The following is a 19,149-nucleotide window of genomic DNA, read 5'->3' as shown; positions in this document are numbered from 1 at the left end:
TTTGCGAGGTCAATAACGTTGCGGTGCGACGACTTGGCCGTATGTTCGGCGGCCATGTCCGACACCGCCGCCCCGCCGTCCGAGCCCGCGCTCGAGAACCCTACCCGCGCCCTGTTGCGGGAGCGTGACTTCCTCCTGTTCTGGGCGGCGCGATTTGTCTCTACCCTGGGCGTGCAGATCCAGTCGGTGGCCCTGGGCTGGCAGGTCTACGCCATCGCCCGCCTGACCCGCTCGGTCGGCGAGTCGGCGTTCCTGGTCAGCATGATCGGTCTCGCGCAATTCCTGCCGCTGTTCCTGCTGACCCTGGTGGCGGGCGAGACCGCCGACCGCCGGACACGCAAGCTGATCGTGGCCGCCACTCTGGCCCTGGACGCGATCAGCGCCGGGGTGCTGCTGGTCCTGGCCCTGATGGGCTCGCACCAGCTGTGGCCGGTCTTCGCCATCTCGGTGCTGTTCGGCGCCAGCCGCGCCTTTCTCTCGCCGGCCAGCAGCGCCATGGGCCCGATGCTGGTGCCGCGGCCGCTGCTGCCGCGCGCCATCGCCTGGAACTCGCTGTCCTGGCAGGCCGGATCGATCGGGGGCCCGGCGCTCGGCGGCCTCCTGCTGATCCATTCGCCGGCCCTGGCCTTCGGGGCCGCGTTCGGCCTCTATCTGGTCGCGGCCCTGCTGGCCCTCTCGATCCGCAAGCCCACCAAGCCCGAGCCGCAGCCCGGCTCGCGCATGGAGCTGATCCAGGAGGGGCTGGCCTATGTCTGGAACAACAAGATCGTATTCGGCTCGATCTCGCTGGACCTGTTCGCGGTGATCCTGGGCGGCGCGACGGCCCTGCTGCCGGTGTTCGCCAAGGACGTGCTGCACATCGGCCCCGGCGGCTTTGGCCTGCTGCGCGCCGCGCCGGCGATCGGCGCCTGCCTGGTCGGGCTCTATCTGGCGGCCAACCCGATCCGCCGCCACGCCGGCAAGATCATGTTCGCCGGCGTCGCGGTCTTCGGCCTCGCCACCGTGGTCTTTGGCCTCTCCAAGCTGGTCTGGCTGTCGGTGGCGGCTTTGGCGGTGCTGGGCGGGGCCGACATGCTCAGCGTCTATGTCCGCCAGACCCTGGTGCAGATCGTCACGCCCGACGCCATGCGCGGCCGCGTCGCCGCTGTCTCCGGCGTGTTCATCAGCGCCTCCAACGAGCTGGGCGAGGTCGAGAGCGGCGCCGCCGCCTGGCTGCTGGGCCCAATCGGCGCGGCGGTGTTTGGCGGGGTCGGGGCCATGGCGGTGACCGCCATCTGGGCGTTCCTGTTCCCGGAGCTGCGGAAGGCCGATCGGCTGGAGTGACCCTCCTCCCCCGCTACGCGAGGGAGGAGGTCATCAGGCGCCCGCCAGCTTGCGCAGCGGCTCGCCGGTCAGGCGGCGGATGATCCATTCGTCCATCGCCGCCGCGCCCAGGCTGTCATAGAAGGCGATCGACGGGGCGTTCCAGTCCAGCACCGTCCATTCCAGGCGGCCCAGGCCCTCGTCGACGCAGCGCCTGGCCAGGCTGGCCAGCAACGCCTTGCCTGCGCCCGAGCCCCGCGCCGACGGCCGCACGAACAGGTCCTCCAGATAGATCCCGTGCCGCCCCACGAAGGTGGAGTAGTTGTAGAACCACAGCGCAAAGCCCACCGGCTGGCCGTCGATCTCGGCGATGTCGGCGAAGGCCCGGGCCTTGTCGCCGAACAGGGCCGCGGCCGTGTCGGCCTGCGTCGCCTGGACGGTGTCGAGCAGCTTCTCATACTCGGCCAGATCGAGGATGAACTGGTGGATCAGGCCCGCGTCGGCGGGCGTGGCGGGACGGACGGTGACGGGCATGGCGGTATCCGACGACTACAGGGACTTCGTTCTGGAGCTGCTGGCCCCGTTGGGGCAGGTCAGCGCCCGGCGCATGTTCGGCGGAGTCGGGATTTATGCGAACGGCCTGTTCTTCGCCCTGATCGCCGACGACGTGCTCTATCTGAAGGGCGACGAGGCCCTCAAGCCTGCGTTCGAGGCCGCCGGGTCAGAGGCCTTCGCGCCGTTCGAGGACGGCAAGACCATGGCCTACTGGACCGCGCCTGCCGAGGCGCTGGACGACCAGGATCTCCTGCTGGACTGGGCGCGGAAGTCTCTGGCCGTGGCGGCGCGCAAACAGAAACCCTCTCCCAAGGGGAGAGGGCGGGGCACGCGCTGAAAGCGTGGGAGGGAGAGGGGGCAAGACGTCGACCGACGAAACCCCTCACCTCCCACCGCTCTCCTCTCCCTCTGGGAGAGGGTCTCGATCATCCGATCTTCACCCCGGGCGGCGGCTCGCTGCTTTCCGGCACGAAGAAGTCCGGCATCAGGCTGGCGGTCGGGTCGACCTTGTAATGATCGAAGTCGCGCACGCCCTCGCCGTACAGGAAGGTGTCGTCGATCAGGAAGTTGCCGCTGAAGTCGCGCGAAGGCTTGTTGAAGATCCCATAGGCTGCGTCGGCCATGATCTCGGGCGTGCGGCAATGGCGCAGGCCTTCCTCGCCGGTCAGGGCGAACTGGATGGCCGCCGTGGCGATGCCGGTGCGCGGCCACAGGGCGTTGAAGGCGATCCCGTCGGGTTTGAACTCCTCGGCCATGCCCAGCACGCACATCGACATGCCGAACTTGGCCATGGTGTAGGCCACATGCGAGCCGAACCAGCGCGGCGACATGTCCAGCGGCGGCGACAGCATCAGGACGTGCGGGTTCTCGGCGTTCTTCAGGTGCGGGATACAGGCCTTGGAGGTGACGAACGTGCCGCGCGTATTGATCTGGTGCATCAGGTCATAGCGCTTCATGTCGGTCATCAGGGTGGGCGTCAGCGAGATGGCCGAGGCGTTGTTGACGCAGATGTCGATGCCGCCGAACTGGGCCACGGCCTTGTCGACCGCCTCCTGCACGCTGGACTCCTCACGTACGTCGACGACCAGCGGCAGGGCCTTGCCGCCCGCGTCCTCGATTTCCTTGGCGGCGGTGTAGATGGTGCCGGGCAGCTTGGGATGAGCCTCGGCGGTCTTGGCCGCGATCACCACATTGGCCCCGTCGCGGGCGGCGCGCACGGCGATGGCCAGACCGATGCCGCGCGAGGCGCCGGTGACGAACAGGGTCTTGTTCTTGAGGCTCATGCGGGGTCTCCACGGGTTTTGAACAGTTGGACGCCGACGACGGCGAAGCCGAGCAGGAAGGTCATCTTGGCCATGTGGGCGATCGGGCCGTGATCCTTCAACGCCAGACCGACAAGTCCGACGACCAGGGCCGCGATCCAGAAGCCCGCCGCAAGCCGCAGCACGCGCGCCCGCAAGAGGTCCACGGCCCAGACCACCATGCCGATCGACCAGATGGCGGACGCGATCATGTAGGACGCCTCGCCGAACACCTCGGCAGACGAGGTCCGCACCAGCAGGACGCCCAGGATCGCCAGGACGAAGCCTGCGAGCCCCAGCGGGCCCGTGGCGCGCGCAGTCAGGGCCCGGGCGCCCAGCATGCCGATCAGCAGCAGAAGGTCGATCAGCGTGTAGACAAGATGCGGCTGCGGCTCGACCAGGCGCGGATAGATCAGGAAGGGCGCGACGACATCGATCGCCACGCCCAGCAGCACCGCCACGCCCGCGAGGCGCAGCGCCGAGGCGCGCTCCATCACGCGCCGGCCCCGACGATGTCGACCGAAAGGTCCCAGAGCCGATCGGCGGCCTCGGGGTCCAGGGCGTGCGGCATGACGCCGGTCCAGGGGTTCTCCTTGCTCCAGGGTAGCGCCTGGTTGCAATCCTCCAGATAGAGCCCGCCGACGCCTTCCAGCTCGGCGCCGACGGCGGCCCAGACGCTGGTGGCCGCGCCCTGCTCGGTCGTCTTGAAGCCTTCGCGCGGCTGGTCGTTCTCGTCCAGCCAGCCCAGGGCGCGCTGCTCTTCGATCGGCAGGTGGCGCTGCAGCGGCGTCAGGATGCCGCCCGGCATGACGGCGTTGGCGTGGACGCCCTGGTCCTTGAAGCGCTTGTCGAAGCCGACGGCGAACAGGCTGTTTGCGGTCTTGGCCTGACCATAGGCCTCCCACTTTTCGTAGGGGCGGGTGTTGTAGTTGGGATCGTCGAAATGGATCCCCGAGCGCCGGTGGCCGATCGACGAAAGCGACACCAGCCGCGAGGGTTTGCCGCTGGCTTTCGCGCCGGCGATCAGGTTCGGGGCCAGCAGCACCGACAGCAGGAAATGGCCCAGGTGATTGGTGCCGAACTGCATCTCGAAGCCGTCGGTGGTGCGCATCAGCGGACTGGCCATGACGGCGGCGTTGTTGATCAGGATGTCGATCCGCCGGTCGCCCCAGACGTTCGCGAAGTGGCGGATGGCCTCCAGGCTGGACAGATCCAGCATGCCGAAGCTGACCCGCTTGGAGCCGGCCTCTTCGTTGATGGCGTTGGCGACCTCTTCGCCGAGCTCCGGCTTGCGGGCGGCGATGATCACTTCGGCGCCCGCCAGGGCCAGCGCGCGAGCGGTCTCCACCCCGATGCCGGTGGCCGCGCCGGTGACGATGGCCACGCGGCCGGAAAGGTCATGCCCGGCGACAACCTCGCGCGCCGTCGATTTAGCCCCAAAGGCCGATGTGATCCGTCCGCTCATGCCCGCTTCCTCCCGCTTGTTGTTATGTCGGCTACGCTACATCTGGATCGCGCAAATCCCCAGAGCGATCGCAAGGCAGAGGGGACCATAGGCCCGCCGGTTCAGCCGCCAGAACGGCGTGCCCTCGGCATAGCGAAAGATCCGCGGAACATAGGTGGCCACACCCCGGGCGGCGAAGACGGCGAACAGCGCCCAGCGGCCGGCGTCCAGCCAAGGCTCCAGAGGCGCAGGCGGCCAGACCGAAGCCAGGACCAGCCCGCCGCCCGCCATCAGCGCCAGGGCCACGGCGACGCAGGCCAGCGGGCTCGGCGCCTTCATGTCGCGCGTGCGGCCCACCACATGCTCGACCAGCGAGGCCTCGTCATGGCCGGGCCACCGGCCGCCGAACGCCCAGTAAAGATGGACGCCCGCGAGCAGCAAGAAGACCCCGGTCAGCAGCAGGGCCAGCAGCACGGCCTAGCCGGCCTTGCTGAAGTCGGGCGCCCGGCGTTCGGCGAAGGCCATGAAGGCTTCGCGGGCTTCGGCGGTCTGCAGGCGCGCGGCGAACTCCGCGCCCTCGGTGTCCATCAGCTGGGCGATCTTCTCGGCGTCGCGCATCAGGCGCTTGGTCACGGTCAGGGCGCCTAGCGGACGCTTGGCCAGCTGGTCTGCGGCGGCCCGGGCGCGCGCCCGCAGCTCATCGCCCTCCGCCAGGCCGTTGGCCAGGCCCCAGGCCACGGCCGTGGCCCCGTCCACCGCCTCGCCCAGGGCGAACATAGCGTAGGCGCGGGCGTGGCCGATGCGGGCGGGCAGCAGCCAGCTGGACGCGGCCTCCGGCACCAGGGCCAGGTTGACGAACGGGGTGGTCAGGCGCGCGTCGGGGCTGACGAACACCAGGTCGCAGTGCAGCAGCATGGTCGTCCCCACGCCGACGTCCTGGCCCTGCACGGCCGCGACCAGCGGCCGGGTGGCGTTCGCCAGGGCCTTCAGGAACCGGGTCACGTGCCGCTCGCCGCTGAAGGCGCCGGTGGCCTGGGCGGCGAAGTCCTGCAGGTCGTTGCCGGCGGTGAAGCTGTCGCCGTCGCCCTGGAAGACCACCACGCGGATGGCCGGATCCTTCTCGGCCGCCTCCAGGCTGTCGGCCAGCACGCCGTACATGGCGTTGGACAGGGCGTTCTTCTTTTCCGGGCGCGCCAGGGTGAGGGTCATCACGCCGGCGTCGATCTGCACCGTCACATGGTCGGTCATTGCGCATCTCCCTTGGGGAACTTGGTCTGCAGGCTGGCGAGCCAGCGCGAGACCACGCTGATTTCCTCGTCCGTGAAGCCTTCGGTGAGTTGAGCGTTGACGCCGCGAAGCCCGGCCTTGGCCGTATCGCGGGCGGCGCGGCCCTTGTCGGTCAGGTGCAGGTGCATGGCGCGGCCGTCCTTGGCGTCGGCGCGGCGCTCGACCAGCTCGGCCCGGGCCATGCGGTCGATCAGGCCGGTCATGGCCGAAGGGGCCAGATCGAGCGCGTCGGCCGCCTCACCGATCAGGGCGCCGTCCCGTTCGCCGAGGAAGAACAGCACGCCGGACTGCGCGGCCGTCAGCCCGCCTTCGGCCGCCATCCTGCCTTCGATCCAGCGCTGCACCCGCCGGTGGCCGGCGTTCAGCAGAAAGACCAGTCGACGGTTGGGCGGCGTGGACATGCGTCAACCGTATATTTCACATGCGAAATGTCAAACGGTCGTTTTTAAGCTTCGCTAGAATTCGCCGCGTACCAGGCCACCCCTTCGCCATCGACCTCGCGCTTCACCCGTCCGCGCCGGATCAGGCAGTTGAGGTGGGCCAGGGCCTCGCCGGTCGCCATGCCCAGAAGGTCAGGCCCGATGGGACGCGCGAACAGCGCGCCGAAGGTGTCGACCACGCGCTTGCGCTCGGAAAGCTTCTTCTCCAGCCGCGCCAGACCCCGCTCGTGGCCGGAGATCAGCGCGTCGATCCGCGTGTGCAGGCCCTCAAAGGGATCGTTGTGCGCGGGCAGCACGATCACCTCGTCGGGCACGGTCGCCTTGACCTTGGCCAGGGAGCGCAGCCAGTCCGACAGCGGGTCGGCGTCCGGCTCGGTCGGGAACACCGAGACGTTGGACGAGATGCGCGGCAGCACCTGGTCACCGGAAATCAAGAGCTTGAGTTCCGGACACCACAGACAGGCGTGGTCCGGCGAATGGCCTTGCCCCGTCACGACGCGCCAGATGCGCCCGCCGATGTCGAAGTCCTCACCGTCGCTCAGGCGGCGATAGCTGTCGGGCAGGGCGTAGATCGCCTTGCCGAAGCCGCCGAAGCGGGCCTTGTAGTTCTCGATGGCGTCCTCGTCCCAGCCGGCGGCGCGGAAGAACCGCACCCCGTCTTCCGGCGCCTCGCGGCCGGTGTCGGCCACCAGCATGCGGCACTGGAAGTATTCCAGCCGCGTCATCCACAGCCGGCAGTCGAACTTGCGCGTCATCCAACCGGCCAGGCCGATGTGGTCCGGATGCAGGTGGGTGACGATCACGCGGGTGATCGGCTTGCCGCCCAGCGCCTCGGTGAAGGCGGCGCGCCAGGCCTGGCTGGTCTCGCGGGTCTGAACGCCGGTATCGACCACCGCCCAGCCCTCGCCATCCTCGATGGCCCAGACATTGATGAACTGCAGCGAGCCGCCCAGCGGCATGCGCAGCCACAGAACGCCCGGCGCGACCTCGACCGCCTGGCCAGAGCCCTGCTCCGGCGCCGTCTCGAAGGGATAGACGAGTCGTCCGGCCTTCTTCGGTTCCGACACCGATTCTGTCGTGTCGTCTTCGAACCCGTCGCGCATTTCACTCCCTCCGCGCGCCCTTTGACCGACGCTTATTCCGGATCTTACCCATTTTTTGCCCCTGGGGGCTGTCACGATCATGCCTAGGTCGGAGGGCATCTTGACCCCCGATGCAAGCACGCGCTTATGTCCGCGCGAGGAATCCACCCAGGAGATGTATCCCATGAGGCCTTTCGCGATCGGCCTGACGGCCGCCCTCGCGGTCGCCGTACTCGTTCCGTCCGCCGTCATTTCGGCGCAGAAGGAACAGAAGGGCAAGCCCGCCATCGACGCCAAGGCGCGTGAAGCGGGCATGAAGGAAGCGCCGGCCATCATGCAGGCCAGCGGCGCCAGCTGCACCGTGTCGGACGCTCGCTATATCGGCGAGGACAAGAAGGCGGGCGCCAAGTACTTCGAAGTCGCGTGTAACGAAGGCATGGGCTTCGCGCTCGTCGCCAAGAAGGACACCGCACCGCAAGTCTACAGCTGCCTCGAGTCGAGCCAGCCGGGTCCGGACGGCAAGGTCGGCGGTCTGGCCTGTATCCTGCCGGGCAACGCCAACCCCGGCGCGGGCCTCGACGCCTACCTCAAGAAGGGCGGCGCCTCGTGCGAGATCGAGAACACCCGCGCCATCGGCACGGGCGCCAAGAACTCGTACTTCGAAGTCGCCTGTAAGGGCGGCGCGGGCTATGTCGTCCAGACCACCGCGCCGATGAACATCGGCGGCGAAGTCGCGGTCAACAGCTGCCTGCTGTACGAAGAAGGCGGCAATGTCAGCTGCAAGCTGACCAACCGTCAGACCCAGCTGCAGATCGTCGACACGCTGAACACGGCCGCTGCGGCCGCCGGCACCAAGTGCGCGATCAAGGACAAGCGCTACGTCCTCAGCACCAAGGCCGACAACTACTTCGAAGTCGCCTGCGACGACGGCAAGGGCTACATCTACCAGCAGACCTCGGCCACCGGGGCCTTCAACCGCGCCATCCCGTGCGCCCAGGCCGGCTTCGTCGGCGGCGGCTGCACCATGACCGACGCGGTGGCCGCTCAGACCGAGCAAGCCGGCTTCTACAGCAAGCTGGCCGGCAAGGCCGGTTTCACCTGCGACGTCGAGAAATACGGCCTGCTGCCGACGAACGATCCCAAGAAGGAAATCGTCGAGCTGAAATGCAAGGGCAGCGACGTCGGCGGCATCGCCGTGTTCACCGCCACCGACGGCAAGGTCTTTGACTGCCTGACCGCCGAGATGAACGGCTTCCGCTGCTCGTTCACCAAGAAGGACACGCAGTACGCCCGCCTGACCAAGGATCTGATCGGCTTCAACAAGGCCTCGTGCCAGGTCTCGGACGCCCGCGTGATCGGCTCGACCGATACCGAGGGCTTCATCGAAGTGGCCTGCTCGGACGGCCTGCCGGGCTGGGTCCTGGGTTATCCGATCGGCGTGGCCAAGCCGGCCGCCAAGGAGTTCCTGTCCTGCACGCAGGCCAAGGGCATCGGCGGCGGCTGCAAGCTGCCGACCAACAAGCCGAAGGCCTGATCCAGGTCACGGCCTGAAAAAAGAGCCCGCCCGGAGCGATCCGGGCGGGTTTTTCTTTGGGCGGAGAGGGGGCGAGAGGCGCCGGCCTACATCGCCGCTTCGATCAGGCGCGGACCCGGCGTGGCCATGGCGCGAGCGAAGGCCTCGTCGAAGGCCTCGGCGGTGGCGACCCGCTCGGCGGCCATGCCCAGGCCTTCGGCCAGCTTCACCCAATCGATGCGCGGATCGCCCAGATCCAGCAGCTTTGCGGCGGCGGGACCCGGATTGCCGGCGCCCGTGCGGCCCAGCTCAATGCCGAGGATGCGGTAGGCGTGGTTGGCGAAGACCACCACGGTCACGTCCAGCTTTTCGCGGACCACCGTCCAGAGGCCCTGGACCGTGTACATGCCCGCGCCGTCGCCGGTCAGGGCCAGGACCTTGCGGTCCGGACAGGCCACCGCCGCGCCGATCGCCAGCGGGATGCCCTGGCCGATCGCGCCGCCGGTCAAAGACAGCCAGTCGTGCGCCCGGGCGGCCTTGGTCTGGGTGAAGATCGGCAGGCCCGCCGTCACCGCGTCATCCGAGATGATCGTGTTCGTGGGCATGTGCCGCGCGATCGCCGCGCCGATGGCCCAGGCGTCCAGACGTCCGGCCGGCGCGTCCGGGGCGGCGTAGGTCTCGACGGAGCCGGCGGCGGGCGCGCCTAGCGCGTCGGCCAGGGCGTTCAGCGCGGCGGCCGCATCGACCTCGCGACCGCACAGGGTCTCGACCGAGCAGCCCTCAGGCACCAGCACGCTGGGGCGGTCGGGATAGGCGAAGAACGCGACCGGCGTTTGGGTGGCGACCAGCACCATCAGGTCGACGCCGTCGAGGTCCTTCAGGGCCAGCTCGCCGAAATAGGGCAGCTTGTCGGGACGGAAACGGCCCTCGCCCCGCGCCTGGCGGGCGGTGAAGGTGTCGGTCAGCACGCGCACGCCGTGGGCTGACAGCCGTCCGGCCGCCGCCAGCGCCGCCTCGCCGCACGCGCCCGAGCCCAGCAGCAGCACGGGCTTGGTCGCGCCGCCCAGCGCCTTGGCGACTGCGTCGACGGCTGAGGCGTCCGGCGCGGCGAAGGCGGGCGGCGTCACCACCGGCCCCTTCACGGTCGCTTCGTTCCAGGCCGCATCGGCGGGCAGGACGAGACAGGCGTTGCCGCCCGGCGTCCCGTAGGCGGCGACGATCGCCTCGGCGGCCAGCGGCCCGACGCTGTCGGCGGTCTCAGCCGACTTGACCCACAGCGAATTGGGCGCGGCCAGGGCGGCGATGTCGCTGTTCAGGGGCGCATCGAAGTCGCGGTGATAGGTGGCGTGGTCGCCGATCACATTGACCACCGGCGTGAAGGCGCGGCGGGCGTTGTGCAGGTTGGCCGCGCCGTTGGCGTAGCCGGGCCCCAGATGCAGCAGGGTGCAGGCGGGCTTGCCGGCCATCCGGCCATAGCCGTCGGCGGCGCCGGTCGCCACGCCCTCGAACAGGCAGAGCACGCTGCGCATGCGCGGCTCGCGGTCCAGGGCTGAGACGAACTGCATCTCGCTGGTGCCGGGATTGGCGAAACAGGCGATCACGCCGTTGTCGGCCAGGGTGGTGATCAGGGCGTCCGCGCCGTTCATGGTCTTCTCCGTACCTGTGCCCCTTCCTTCCGACATTTCGCCGGCTGCGCCAACCCGGCGACGCATCTAGCCGATTGCGCTCAGCGGGCGGGGCGGCGCAGTGTGCGCAAAAAAGCGGGGACGGGACGATGCAAGCAATGAGCGCGGCCGCGCGGTGGACACTGATCGCCTCGGTGATCGCCGGGGTCAGCTATGCAGCCAGTTGGAGCCTGCCCCTGCCGCCCGGCGTCGAGACGGCGTGGAAAGGCGCGGGCGTCGGTCTGCTCGCGATCCATGCGGCGCTGCGGGCGCGATCGGCGGATGGCTGGCTGCTGGCGGCCATCATGGCGCTGGGGACCGGCGGCGACGTGTTGCTGGAGACTCACGGCCTCACGGTTGGGGCGATTTCGTTCCTGCTGGGACACGTGGTAGCCAGCGGCCTTTATCTTCGCCACCGCAAGGCGTGGACGCTGGCGCCCCTGGCGCTGATCCCGGTCGTCGTAGGCGTATCGTTCCTGCTGCCCAGCGACCGCGCAGCGGCGCCGGGGATCGCCCTCTACAGCCTGTTCCTGGCGGTGATGGCCGCCACGGCGCTGATGAGCCGGTTCCCGTTCAAGACCGTCGGCCTGGGCGCGCTGATGTTCGTGGTCTCGGACCTGCTGATCTTCGGCCGCCTGGGTCCCCTGCCCGACAACCTGGCCACCGGCCTGGGCGTCTGGGGGCTTTATTACTTTGGGCAGCTGTTGATCTGCGTGGGGGCGGCGGAGGCCTTGTCTCTCAAGTCCACCGACCTCCCCGGCGAAGGCCGGGGCCCAGATTCAGCCGCGACCGCTTGAGTGCTCGCGCCCTTCGGCTCCGACAGGATTTTCCGTCTCGGTGGGTTCGATCTGGACCCCGGCCTTCCCCGGGGACGTCGGATTAGGAGAACACCATCACCCCGGCGTCGGGCGCCTCAGCAAACAGGCGCGCCAGCTCTTTGGGCCGCCGATCCCGCGCCAAGGCCTGGTTGATATAGCCCTTGTCGGTCAGCTCGCCGCTGGCCGCGTCGGGGGCGCCGTCCAGGATCAGGGCGCGGGTGATCCGCCCGCCGCCGCCCTTGGCCGAGGCGTTCATCCGCGAAAGACCCTCGACGATCGCCGCGCGCACCGCCTCGGCGCTCCCCAGCCGTTCGGCCGCCTTGGCGTCGACGAACAGCATCAGGCCGACGCCCTCCTGCCCCTCGCCGCAGACCACTGCGTCGGACACAACGCCGCCGATCGCCGACACCGCCGCCACCCGCAGGGCGCCGGCCGCGACGAAGGTTCCGCTGGCCAGCTTGAAGTTCTCGACCAGGCGCCCGTCGAACACCAGCCCCGCCGCCGGATCCTCCGGATCGGCCAGTCGCGCCGCGTCGCCCAGGCGGTAAAAACCGTCCTCGTCGAAGGCCTCGGCCGTGGCCTCGGGCTGGTCGAGATAGCCCGGCGAGACCTGTGGCCCCTTGACCCGGATCTCGAACTTGCCGCCCTCGCCGGCAGGCACCAGCTTCACGGCGGTGCCGGGCGTGGGCAGGCCCACCATCCCTGAGCGGGCGTTCAGCCAGTGGATGTTGCAGGCCGTCGGCCCCGTCTCGGTCGCGCCATAGCCGGCGGCGAAGGTGATGCGTTCGCCCACCGTGCGCACCGCCACGGCCTGGACGCGGTCGAGGATCGACTGGGCCATCGCGGCGCCGCCGTACTGCAACACGCGGACCTTCTCGAAGAACCTGGCGGCCAGGGCCTCGTCGCGCTCCAGCTCGCCGACGAACATCGCCCAGCCGGCCGGGACCATGTTGTGATAGGTCGTCGCCACCTCGGACAGGTTGCGCACCGTCTCGCCAAAGCGCCCCGGCACAGGCTGGCCGGCGTCGATATGGAGCGTGCCGCCCCGGTGCAGCACCATGTGCAGGATGGCGTTGGCCCCCAGGCTGTGGCTCCAGGGCGCGGAATTGACCAGCACCGGCGGCTCGGGGTCGGCGTAGCAGGCCTCGATCTGCGCGGCGTTCAGCGCGATGTTGGCGTGGGTGCAGACCACCGCCTTCGGCTTGCCGGTCGAACCGGAGGTCAAGAGCAGCTTGGCCACGTCGTCTGGCTGGGCCGTCGGCGCCAGCGGCGAGCTCTTCAGCAACGCCTCAAAGGCGACGTCGCCCGGCCGGGCATGGCGACTGACCACCACCGGCAATCCGGCTAGGAACGGCGCGGCCAGGGCGTCGCCGAACGCTTCGGCGTCGTCGGCGTAGACAGCGGCGGGCTTCAGCCGTTCGACGGCGTGCGCAAGCCGGGTGAGATCCGCGCCCTTCAGCCCGTACTGCGGCGACACCGGCGCGGCCGGGGCCCCCAGGCTCATGGCGGCGTAGGCGATCAGGGCATGGTCGATGCCGTTGCGCGCCAGGATCAGCAGCGGCTGGCCTCGGCGCAGACCCAGACCTTGCAGTCCGCCCGAGAGCGCCTCGACCTGCGCCTTGGCGTCCGCATAGGTCACCGTCCGCCAGCCTTCGCCGTCACGCTCGGCCAGCCAGACCCGGTCCGGCGCCTGCGCGGCCCAGCGGGCCAACGGCGCGGTCGTGGTCCGCACCGCGTCCGAATAGGGCATGGGATTGCGCAGGATCAGCGTCTGCCCCTGTCGCTCGACCTCCAGCGCGCGGGGCGCGTAGCGAGCGTCGCGGAAGGGGGCTGTGTCGAGGGGCGATCCGTCCATGACCTGTTATGTCGCGGGTCATACGGCTGTTCAATCCATGCGGCGTGACGGCCCCTCTCGACATTTTTTAGCGCCCGCTGTCGAATCCCCCCGAACTGGCGCGTCTCTGGGGTCGAGGCGCTGCGATGGTCGCACGCCCATGGGAGACGAACATGCAATACGCCCTGCTGCTGTACGAGAACGAAGCGGTCTACGCCGAAGAGGGCGCCATGAGCCTGGAGGCCATCATCGCGGCCCACGGCGCCTTCGCCGCCGAGCTGGCCCAGCAGGGCGTGCTGCGCGGCGGCCAGGGGCTGAAGTCGGCGGACACCGCCACCACCCTGCGCAAGTCGCGCGGCGTCGACACCCTGCATGACGGCCCCTACGCCGAGGCGCGCGAGCAGCTGGGCGGCTTCTACGTGATCGAGGTTCCGGACCTCGACGCCGCCCTCGCCATCGCCAAGCGCGTCCCCTTCGCCGGCGACGGCGCGGTCGAGGTGCGCCCGATCATCGACGAAGATTGAGCCCTCTGGACCAAACGGCGCGGCGGGACGGCGGCAGGATCGTCGCCGCCCTGGCCGCCGCCTTCCGCGACCTCGATTTGGCCGAAGAGGCCTACGCCGAGGCCTGCGCGCGGGCGGCGGCGGTGTGGCCCGCCGCGCCGCCGCTGGATCCGGCGGCCTGGCTCTACGCTGCGGCGCGACGCTGCGCGCTCGACATGATCCGTAGACGGAATGTCAGGCGTCGCGCCGTTCTTGAAGAGCCCGAACTGTCGCCCTCTGCTGAGGATGTCCTCACGGCGGACGACCGCCTGATCCCGGACGAGCGCCTGCGCCTGATCTTCGTCTGCTGCCACCCGGCGGTGGCGCCGGAGTCGCGCACGGCCCTGACCCTGCGCCTGGTCTGCGGGCTGTCGGTCGCCGAGATCGCCCGGGCCTTCCTGGTCGCGGAACCGGCCATGTTCCAGCGCCTGACCCGCGCCAAGAAGAAGATTGCAGAGGCCGGCGTGTCGTTCGAGGTTCCCGGGCCCGAGGCTTGGCCCGAACGCATGGCCGCCGTGCTCTCGACGCTGGAGGTGGCCTACGCCCGCGCTCACGAGGATGCAGCCGGCTCGGGTCCGCACGCCGGCTACGCCCGCGAAATGCTGGACCTGACCGCCGTGCTGGCCGACCTGACGCCGGAGGAGCCCGAGGCCCTGGCCTTCGCCGCCCTGGTGCGCTTCGCCGAGGCGCGGCGGCCGGCGCGGCTGGACGCCGACGGCGCCATGATCCCGCTGGCCGAGCAGGATCCCAGGCGCTGGAACCGCGCCCGGATCTCCGACGGCGACATGCTGCTGCGCCGCGCCGCGCGGCTGAACCGTCCGGGGCCTCGCCAACTGCGCGCGGCGTTGCACGCGGCCTGGGCTCTGCGGCGATCTCTGGCGGAGCCGCCGCCATGGGCGACTCTGTTGGCGCTGTACGACCTGCTCCTGCAAGCGGGCGAAGACCCGTTCGTCCGCCTCAACCGCGCCGTCGCGCTGGCGGAGGTCGCGGGCCCGGCGGCGGCCATGGCCGAGGTCGAGGCGCTGGACGCTGACCGGCTGGAGGGATTCCAGCCCTATCACGCGGTCAGGGCGGACCTGCTGGCGCGGCTGGGGCGCACGGAAGCGGCGTTGGCGGCCTACAACCGGGCGGTGGATATGGCGCCCGGCGAGGCGGAACGGCTTTGGTTGATCCGTCGGCGGAGTTTTCTAGCAAGCGCCGACTAGCGCCCCTTCCGTCACGCCATCTATCGACGGCGCGCCCCCTATCCCGCCAGCGTTTCCAGGAACCGCACCGGCTCGCCCTTGCCCTCGGCGATGATCTCGTCGTCGCGCATGACCACGATGCCGCGCACGATGGTCGCCACCGGCCAGGCCTTGGCCTCGAAGCCGTCGAAGGGGGTCCAGCCCGAGCGGGTGGCCATCCAGTCGTGGGTGATGACGCGGCGGGCCTTCATGTCGACGATGGTGAAGTCGGCGTCGAAGCCCTCGGCGATGCGGCCCTTGTCGGCCAGGCCGAAGATGCGGTTCACGCCGTGACTGGTCAGGTCGACAAAGCGCTCCAGGGAGAGCTTCCCGTCAACCACGTGGGTCAGCATGATCGGCACCAGGGTCTGGACGCCCGGCATGCCCGACGGCGAGGCCGGATAGGGGCGGGCCTTTTCCTCGCGCGTGTGCGGGGCGTGATCGCTGCCCAGCACGTCGGCGATGCCCGTCTCGATCCCGCGCCAGATGCCGGCCACATGGTCGGCCTCGCGGATCGGCGGGTTCATCTGCGCAAAGCCCTTCAGGCGCTCATAGGCCTCGGGCGCGACCAGGGTCAGGTGCTGGGGCGTGACCTCGACGCTGGCGACGTCCTTGTTCTGGGCCAGGAAGTCGATCTCTTCCTTGGTCGTCACGTGCAGCACGTGGATGCGCTTGCCCAGGCCCTTGGCGATGCGGACCAGGCGGTGGGTCGACTGCAGGGCGGCCTGGGCGTCGCGCACCTCCGGGTGGCTGGTCCAGTCGCCGGGACGGGCGAGGCTCCGGCGCTCAGCCAGGCGGTATTCATCCTCCGAGTGGAAGGCGGCACGACGGTTCACATGGCGCAGGACGTTCTCGACGCCCTCGTCGTCCTGGACCAGCAGCGAGCCGGTCGAGGCGCCCATGAACACCTTGATGCCGCAGCAGCCGGGCAGGCGCTCCAGCTCGCCCAGGAAGGTCGCGTTCTCGTGCGTGCCGCCGACATAGAAGGCGTGGTCGGTGTGCATCCGGTTCTTGGCCCGCGCCAGCTTGTCGGCCAGGGCGTCCGGGTCGGTCGTGGTCGGCTCGGTGTTGGGCATCTCGAAGACGGCGGTGACGCCGCCCAGGGCCGCGCCGCGCGAGCCGCTCTCGAGGTCTTCCTTCCACTCCAGCCCCGGCTCGCGGAAGTGGACCTGGCTGTCGATGACGCCGGGCAGGACCGTCAGGCCGGTGGCGTCGAACACCTCGCCGGCGCTGGCTTGGCCGAGGTCGCCGATCGCGACGATCTTGCCGCCGCGCACGCCGATGTCGGTGAAGTCCCGGCCGGCGTGGTTCACCACCTCGCCGCCACGCACGATCAGGTCGAAGGTCTGGGTCATGGGACGGCTCCTCGGAGGGGTTCAAGGCGATCTAGGGCCGGCCCGCTCAAGAGGCAACCGTTTCATGACGGCCGATGCGGCTCAGGGCCCGGAGGGCGCGGGACGCGTCAGGTCGAAGGCCACGCGGAACAGCCGGTTCGGGCGGGAAAGCTCGTAGGTGAACTGGCTGTCGGTGAGCCCCAGCGCCCAGACATTGGTGTTCGAGACCGTCCGGTTCAGCCGCGTGAACAGGGCCTTGGACTCCTCGTCGACCGGGAACCGCTGCGCTTGCGCCGTTCCCGGCTCCAGCGTGTCGCCGCCATAGCGCGACAGTTCATCCTCGACGCCGTCGGCATGGCGGTGGTCGTGCTTGAGACGCAGGCGACCGTCGTCGAGCCGGGTGATGATCCAGGTCCGCGAGCGATCCTCGCCGACCCGGAACGGGATGCGGATCTGCCGCGCGTCACAGTGCGCCACGGTCATCACCAGCTCGGCCTTGCGGAACGCCTCGTCGGCCGCGTCGCCGGCGGCGACCTGGCCGGTGAAGGTCTTGCCGCACAGCGCGCTCAGGCGCTCGAAGAACTGCTCGCCTGGGGTTCCGGCGCAGGCCGCAGCCGGCGCCAGGACGATCAGCGCGGCCAGGGCGATAAGGAACTTCATCAGGCTTTCCTCGGCCGCGCCGCGCGTCGTTTCGTGGTGACGGGCTGAACGCGCTCTTGGGGCGAGTCGGCGGGCGCGTTCTCAACCAAGTCGGTCGCCGTCTCGGCGTCGAGGCAAGGTTCAGGCGCGGGGGCCACGACCTCGGACTCGTGGATCACGACAGGCGCCGGCGGGGCGATCCCGCCGACCTTGACCAGCAGATCCTTCGCGGCCTTGAACACCGTGGTCACTGGAAGATCGCTCATGTGGCGGATCGCCTGGGAGAGCTCGGGATCGATGGCCAGGAACTGGTCGAACGACCGTGGCCCGCGCACCGCCACGGCGTGCTCGCCCCACGGCGCATAGCGGCGCTCGTCGGAGGGACCGAACAGCCCGACCGTCGGCGTGCCGGCGGCGGCGGCGATGTGCATCAGGCCAGAGTCGTTGCCGATAAACAGGTTGGCGCGCTTGAGGCAGGCATAGGCGGTGAGCAGATCCACCTTGCCGGTCAGGTCGATGGTGCGCCCCCGCGCCGAGGCCATGCGCAGCTCCTCGACCATGCGGGTGTCTTCCGGACCGCCCAGGATCAGCAGCCGGCCGCCGGCCATCGGGCCGTCCTTGTCCAGCAGCTGGGCGGCGGTCTGGGTGAAGCGCTCGATCGGCCAGACCTTGCCGATCCAGTTGGCCGCCGGGCCCACGGCCAGGATCGGTCCGGTCTCGCCGCCCTCGGTCAGGCCCAGCAGTTCGTCCGCCAGAACCTGGACCTCGGGCGTGATGTAGAGATAGGGCGGCGGCGGATCGCCCTCGAGCTTCAACGTGCGCGCGGCGTCGACCACCTTATGGACGACCTCGCCCGGGATCTTCTTCCAGATGGCGCGCTTGTCGCGACGCAGGAACAGGGCCGTGGCCGAACCGCGCAGGTCGACGATCAGGCTCCACTTCTTGTGGCGCACCTGGCGCCAGAGCTTGAACCAGTGGCCCTTGCCCTTGGCCTTCTCCATGACGATCACCCGGTCGAGGCCGGGGACATGGGCGAAGAGCGGCGCGGCCAGAGGGCCCGCGACGATGGTGAAGCGCGCGTTGGGGATCTGGTCGGCCAGCATCTTGATCAGGCCGGACGACAGCACCGCGTCACCGATACGCGTCGCCGTGATGAAAAGGATCGGGAAGGCCCTCTGTGTCATCGGTCCACCTATAGGCCGGTCGGTGAGTCGGCGCACCCCACGTTAACACTTGAGTTACCTCAAGGACTGGCGTCGCCCGCGACACGGCGCCACATGTGCCCTCATGACCGTACTTCGTCTCGCCCGTCTCGCCTCCCGCGCCGTCATCGCCGTGTCCGGTCCGGACTGGCGAAGCTTCCTGCAGGGCCTGCTGACCCAGGATGTCGAGACCCTGGCCGTCGGCGAGCTGCGCTTTGCGGGCCTGCTGACCCCGCAGGGCAAGCTGCTCTACGACCTGTTCGTGGCCGGAGCCGAGGACGGCGCCCTGCTGGATGTGGCGGCGGCGCACCGCGACGCCATCCTGACGCGCCTTTCGATGTACCGGCTGCGGGCCAAGGTGGAGTTGGCGGCCAGCGATCGTTCGGTGATCGCGGTGTTTGGCGGCCAAGCGTCGGGCGAGGGCCTGTACGCTGATCCTCGCCTGCCGGCCCTGGGCGCCCGCGCCTATGACGACCGGACCCCCAACGCCGACGAAGACGCTTATGAAGCCTATCGCCTGGCCCTGGGCGTTCCCGGCCCCGGCGACTGGGGCAGCGAGTCGACCTATCCGATCGAGGCCAATTTCGACCTGCTGGCGGGGATCGACTTCAAGAAGGGCTGCTTCGTTGGGCAGGAGACCACGAGCCGCATGAAGCGGCGCGGGACGATCAAGAACCGCATGCTGCCGATCGTCTTCGACGGCGCCCCGCCCCCCTTCGGCGCCGAGGTGCTGGCGGGCGAACTGCGAGCGGGCGAGGTGCTGAGCGGGCGCGACGGCCGAGCCATGGCCCTACTGCGCCTGGACCGGATCGAGGGCGCCGCGCTCAGCGTCGAGGGGCGCCTGGTCCGCGTCGAGCGACCCGACTGGTTGGCCTGAGGCCTCCGGTTGCGAGCGCCACCGTTTCGGGGCACACAACGCCGAACAGCAGTCGCCGAGATGGCGGCTGCGAACGCTTTGGGGGCGCAGTA

20 protein-coding genes are annotated in these 19,149 nt (G+C 69.7%); 7 read left to right on the top strand and 13 right to left on the bottom strand.

All coding sequences use genetic code 11. The features are described from left to right. Positions 1 to 54: 54 nt before the first annotated feature. The gene (locus tag OVA11_RS05025; protein ID WP_268066464.1) at positions 55 to 1,323 is read left to right on the top strand and encodes an MFS transporter; all 1,269 of its coding nucleotides are present in this window, start codon (positions 55 to 57) and stop codon (positions 1,321 to 1,323) included. Positions 1,324 to 1,356: 33 nt separating this feature from the next. On the opposite strand, the gene OVA11_RS05020 is transcribed toward OVA11_RS05025, so the two are convergent. Then, positions 1,357 to 1,836 (bottom strand): GNAT family N-acetyltransferase, encoded by a 480-nt coding sequence (locus OVA11_RS05020; RefSeq protein WP_268066463.1) that lies wholly within the window; start codon positions 1,834 to 1,836, stop codon positions 1,357 to 1,359. Between OVA11_RS05020 and OVA11_RS05015 the strand changes: the two genes are divergently transcribed. Beyond that, complete coding sequence (locus tag OVA11_RS05015; protein ID WP_268066462.1) at positions 1,826 to 2,194, top strand: TfoX/Sxy family protein; 369 nt, start codon at positions 1,826 to 1,828, stop codon at positions 2,192 to 2,194. The genes OVA11_RS05020 and OVA11_RS05015 overlap by 11 nt on opposite strands. Before the next feature lie 88 nt (positions 2,195 to 2,282). Here OVA11_RS05015 and OVA11_RS05010 read toward each other — a convergent pair whose 3' ends face one another. From OVA11_RS05010 to OVA11_RS04980, 7 genes are read right to left on the bottom strand one after another with little or no spacing between them, the layout of a single operon-like run. Continuing rightward, on the bottom strand, positions 2,283 to 3,140 hold the full coding sequence (locus tag OVA11_RS05010) for an SDR family oxidoreductase (protein WP_268066461.1): 858 nt from the start codon (positions 3,138 to 3,140) through the stop codon (positions 2,283 to 2,285). Next, positions 3,137 to 3,652 carry a hypothetical protein gene (locus OVA11_RS05005; protein WP_268068894.1) on the bottom strand — a complete coding sequence of 172 codons (516 nt, stop codon included), beginning with the start codon at positions 3,650 to 3,652 and terminating at the stop codon, positions 3,137 to 3,139. The genes OVA11_RS05010 and OVA11_RS05005 overlap by 4 nt, the downstream gene beginning before the upstream one ends. Further along, entirely contained in the window at positions 3,652 to 4,623 is a 972-nt protein-coding gene (locus tag OVA11_RS05000; protein ID WP_268066460.1) for an SDR family NAD(P)-dependent oxidoreductase, read from the bottom strand. The genes OVA11_RS05005 and OVA11_RS05000 overlap by 1 nt, the downstream gene beginning before the upstream one ends. Positions 4,624 to 4,659: 36 nt before the next feature. Beyond that, positions 4,660 to 5,076 carry a DUF3995 domain-containing protein gene (locus tag OVA11_RS04995; RefSeq protein WP_268066459.1) on the bottom strand — a complete coding sequence of 139 codons (417 nt, stop codon included), beginning with the start codon at positions 5,074 to 5,076 and terminating at the stop codon, positions 4,660 to 4,662. 3 nt (positions 5,077 to 5,079) lie between these two features. Next, the gene (locus tag OVA11_RS04990) at positions 5,080 to 5,850 is read right to left on the bottom strand and encodes an enoyl-CoA hydratase (protein ID WP_268066458.1); all 771 of its coding nucleotides are present in this window, start codon (positions 5,848 to 5,850) and stop codon (positions 5,080 to 5,082) included. Continuing rightward, positions 5,847 to 6,290 (bottom strand): MarR family winged helix-turn-helix transcriptional regulator, encoded by a 444-nt coding sequence (locus OVA11_RS04985; RefSeq protein WP_268066457.1) that lies wholly within the window; start codon positions 6,288 to 6,290, stop codon positions 5,847 to 5,849. The genes OVA11_RS04990 and OVA11_RS04985 overlap by 4 nt, the downstream gene beginning before the upstream one ends. Before the next feature lie 44 nt (positions 6,291 to 6,334). Further along, on the bottom strand, positions 6,335 to 7,432 hold the full coding sequence (locus OVA11_RS04980; protein WP_268066456.1) for an MBL fold metallo-hydrolase: 1,098 nt from the start codon (positions 7,430 to 7,432) through the stop codon (positions 6,335 to 6,337). 154 nt (positions 7,433 to 7,586) lie between these two features. Between OVA11_RS04980 and OVA11_RS04975 the strand changes: the two genes are divergently transcribed. Then, on the top strand, positions 7,587 to 8,945 hold the full coding sequence (locus tag OVA11_RS04975) for a hypothetical protein (RefSeq protein ID WP_268066455.1): 1,359 nt from the start codon (positions 7,587 to 7,589) through the stop codon (positions 8,943 to 8,945). Positions 8,946 to 9,031: 86 nt separating this feature from the next. Here the strand turns inward: OVA11_RS04975 and OVA11_RS04970 are convergent, their stop codons facing one another. Continuing rightward, positions 9,032 to 10,570 carry an acetolactate synthase large subunit gene (locus OVA11_RS04970; RefSeq protein ID WP_268066454.1) on the bottom strand — a complete coding sequence of 513 codons (1,539 nt, stop codon included), beginning with the start codon at positions 10,568 to 10,570 and terminating at the stop codon, positions 9,032 to 9,034. 128 nt (positions 10,571 to 10,698) lie between these two features. On the opposite strand from OVA11_RS04970, the gene OVA11_RS04965 reads away from it, so the two are divergent. Further along, positions 10,699 to 11,385 (top strand): lysoplasmalogenase, encoded by a 687-nt coding sequence (locus OVA11_RS04965; protein WP_268066453.1) that lies wholly within the window; start codon positions 10,699 to 10,701, stop codon positions 11,383 to 11,385. An 82-nt stretch (positions 11,386 to 11,467) separates the two neighbouring features. Here OVA11_RS04965 and OVA11_RS04960 read toward each other — a convergent pair whose 3' ends face one another. Then, positions 11,468 to 13,261: a feruloyl-CoA synthase gene (locus OVA11_RS04960; protein ID WP_268066452.1), complete on the bottom strand. Its 1,794-nt coding sequence runs from the start codon at positions 13,259 to 13,261 to the stop codon at positions 11,468 to 11,470. Positions 13,262 to 13,413: 152 nt separating this feature from the next. Between OVA11_RS04960 and OVA11_RS04955 the strand changes: the two genes are divergently transcribed. Next, complete coding sequence (locus OVA11_RS04955) at positions 13,414 to 13,764, top strand: YciI family protein (protein ID WP_268066451.1); 351 nt, start codon at positions 13,414 to 13,416, stop codon at positions 13,762 to 13,764. Continuing rightward, a complete protein-coding gene (locus OVA11_RS04950; RefSeq protein ID WP_268066450.1) occupies positions 13,761 to 14,987 on the top strand; it encodes an RNA polymerase sigma factor in 1,227 nt (408 codons plus the stop codon). The genes OVA11_RS04955 and OVA11_RS04950 overlap by 4 nt, the downstream gene beginning before the upstream one ends. 38 nt (positions 14,988 to 15,025) lie before the next feature. On the opposite strand, the gene OVA11_RS04945 is transcribed toward OVA11_RS04950, so the two are convergent. The 3 genes from OVA11_RS04945 to OVA11_RS04935 form a co-directional block, all read right to left on the bottom strand. Continuing rightward, on the bottom strand, positions 15,026 to 16,360 hold the full coding sequence (locus tag OVA11_RS04945) for a dihydroorotase (RefSeq protein WP_268066449.1): 1,335 nt from the start codon (positions 16,358 to 16,360) through the stop codon (positions 15,026 to 15,028). 81 nt (positions 16,361 to 16,441) lie between these two features. After that, positions 16,442 to 16,999: a hypothetical protein gene (locus tag OVA11_RS04940; protein ID WP_268066448.1), complete on the bottom strand. Its 558-nt coding sequence runs from the start codon at positions 16,997 to 16,999 to the stop codon at positions 16,442 to 16,444. After that, positions 16,999 to 18,162 (bottom strand): glycosyltransferase family 9 protein, encoded by a 1,164-nt coding sequence (locus OVA11_RS04935; protein ID WP_268066447.1) that lies wholly within the window; start codon positions 18,160 to 18,162, stop codon positions 16,999 to 17,001. Before OVA11_RS04935 ends, OVA11_RS04940 begins: the two co-directional genes overlap by 1 nt. Before the next feature lie 103 nt (positions 18,163 to 18,265). On the opposite strand from OVA11_RS04935, the gene ygfZ reads away from it, so the two are divergent. After that, a complete protein-coding gene (gene ygfZ, locus OVA11_RS04930) occupies positions 18,266 to 19,057 on the top strand; it encodes a CAF17-like 4Fe-4S cluster assembly/insertion protein YgfZ (RefSeq protein WP_268066446.1) in 792 nt (263 codons plus the stop codon). Positions 19,058 to 19,149: the final 92 nt, after the last annotated feature.

This window comes from Caulobacter sp. SL161, from assembly GCF_026672375.1.
Taxonomy (GTDB): Bacteria; Pseudomonadota; Alphaproteobacteria; order Caulobacterales; family Caulobacteraceae; genus Caulobacter.
The sequence above is the reverse complement of the archived record's forward strand: the minus strand, read 5'-3'. Positions and strand labels throughout refer to the sequence as shown.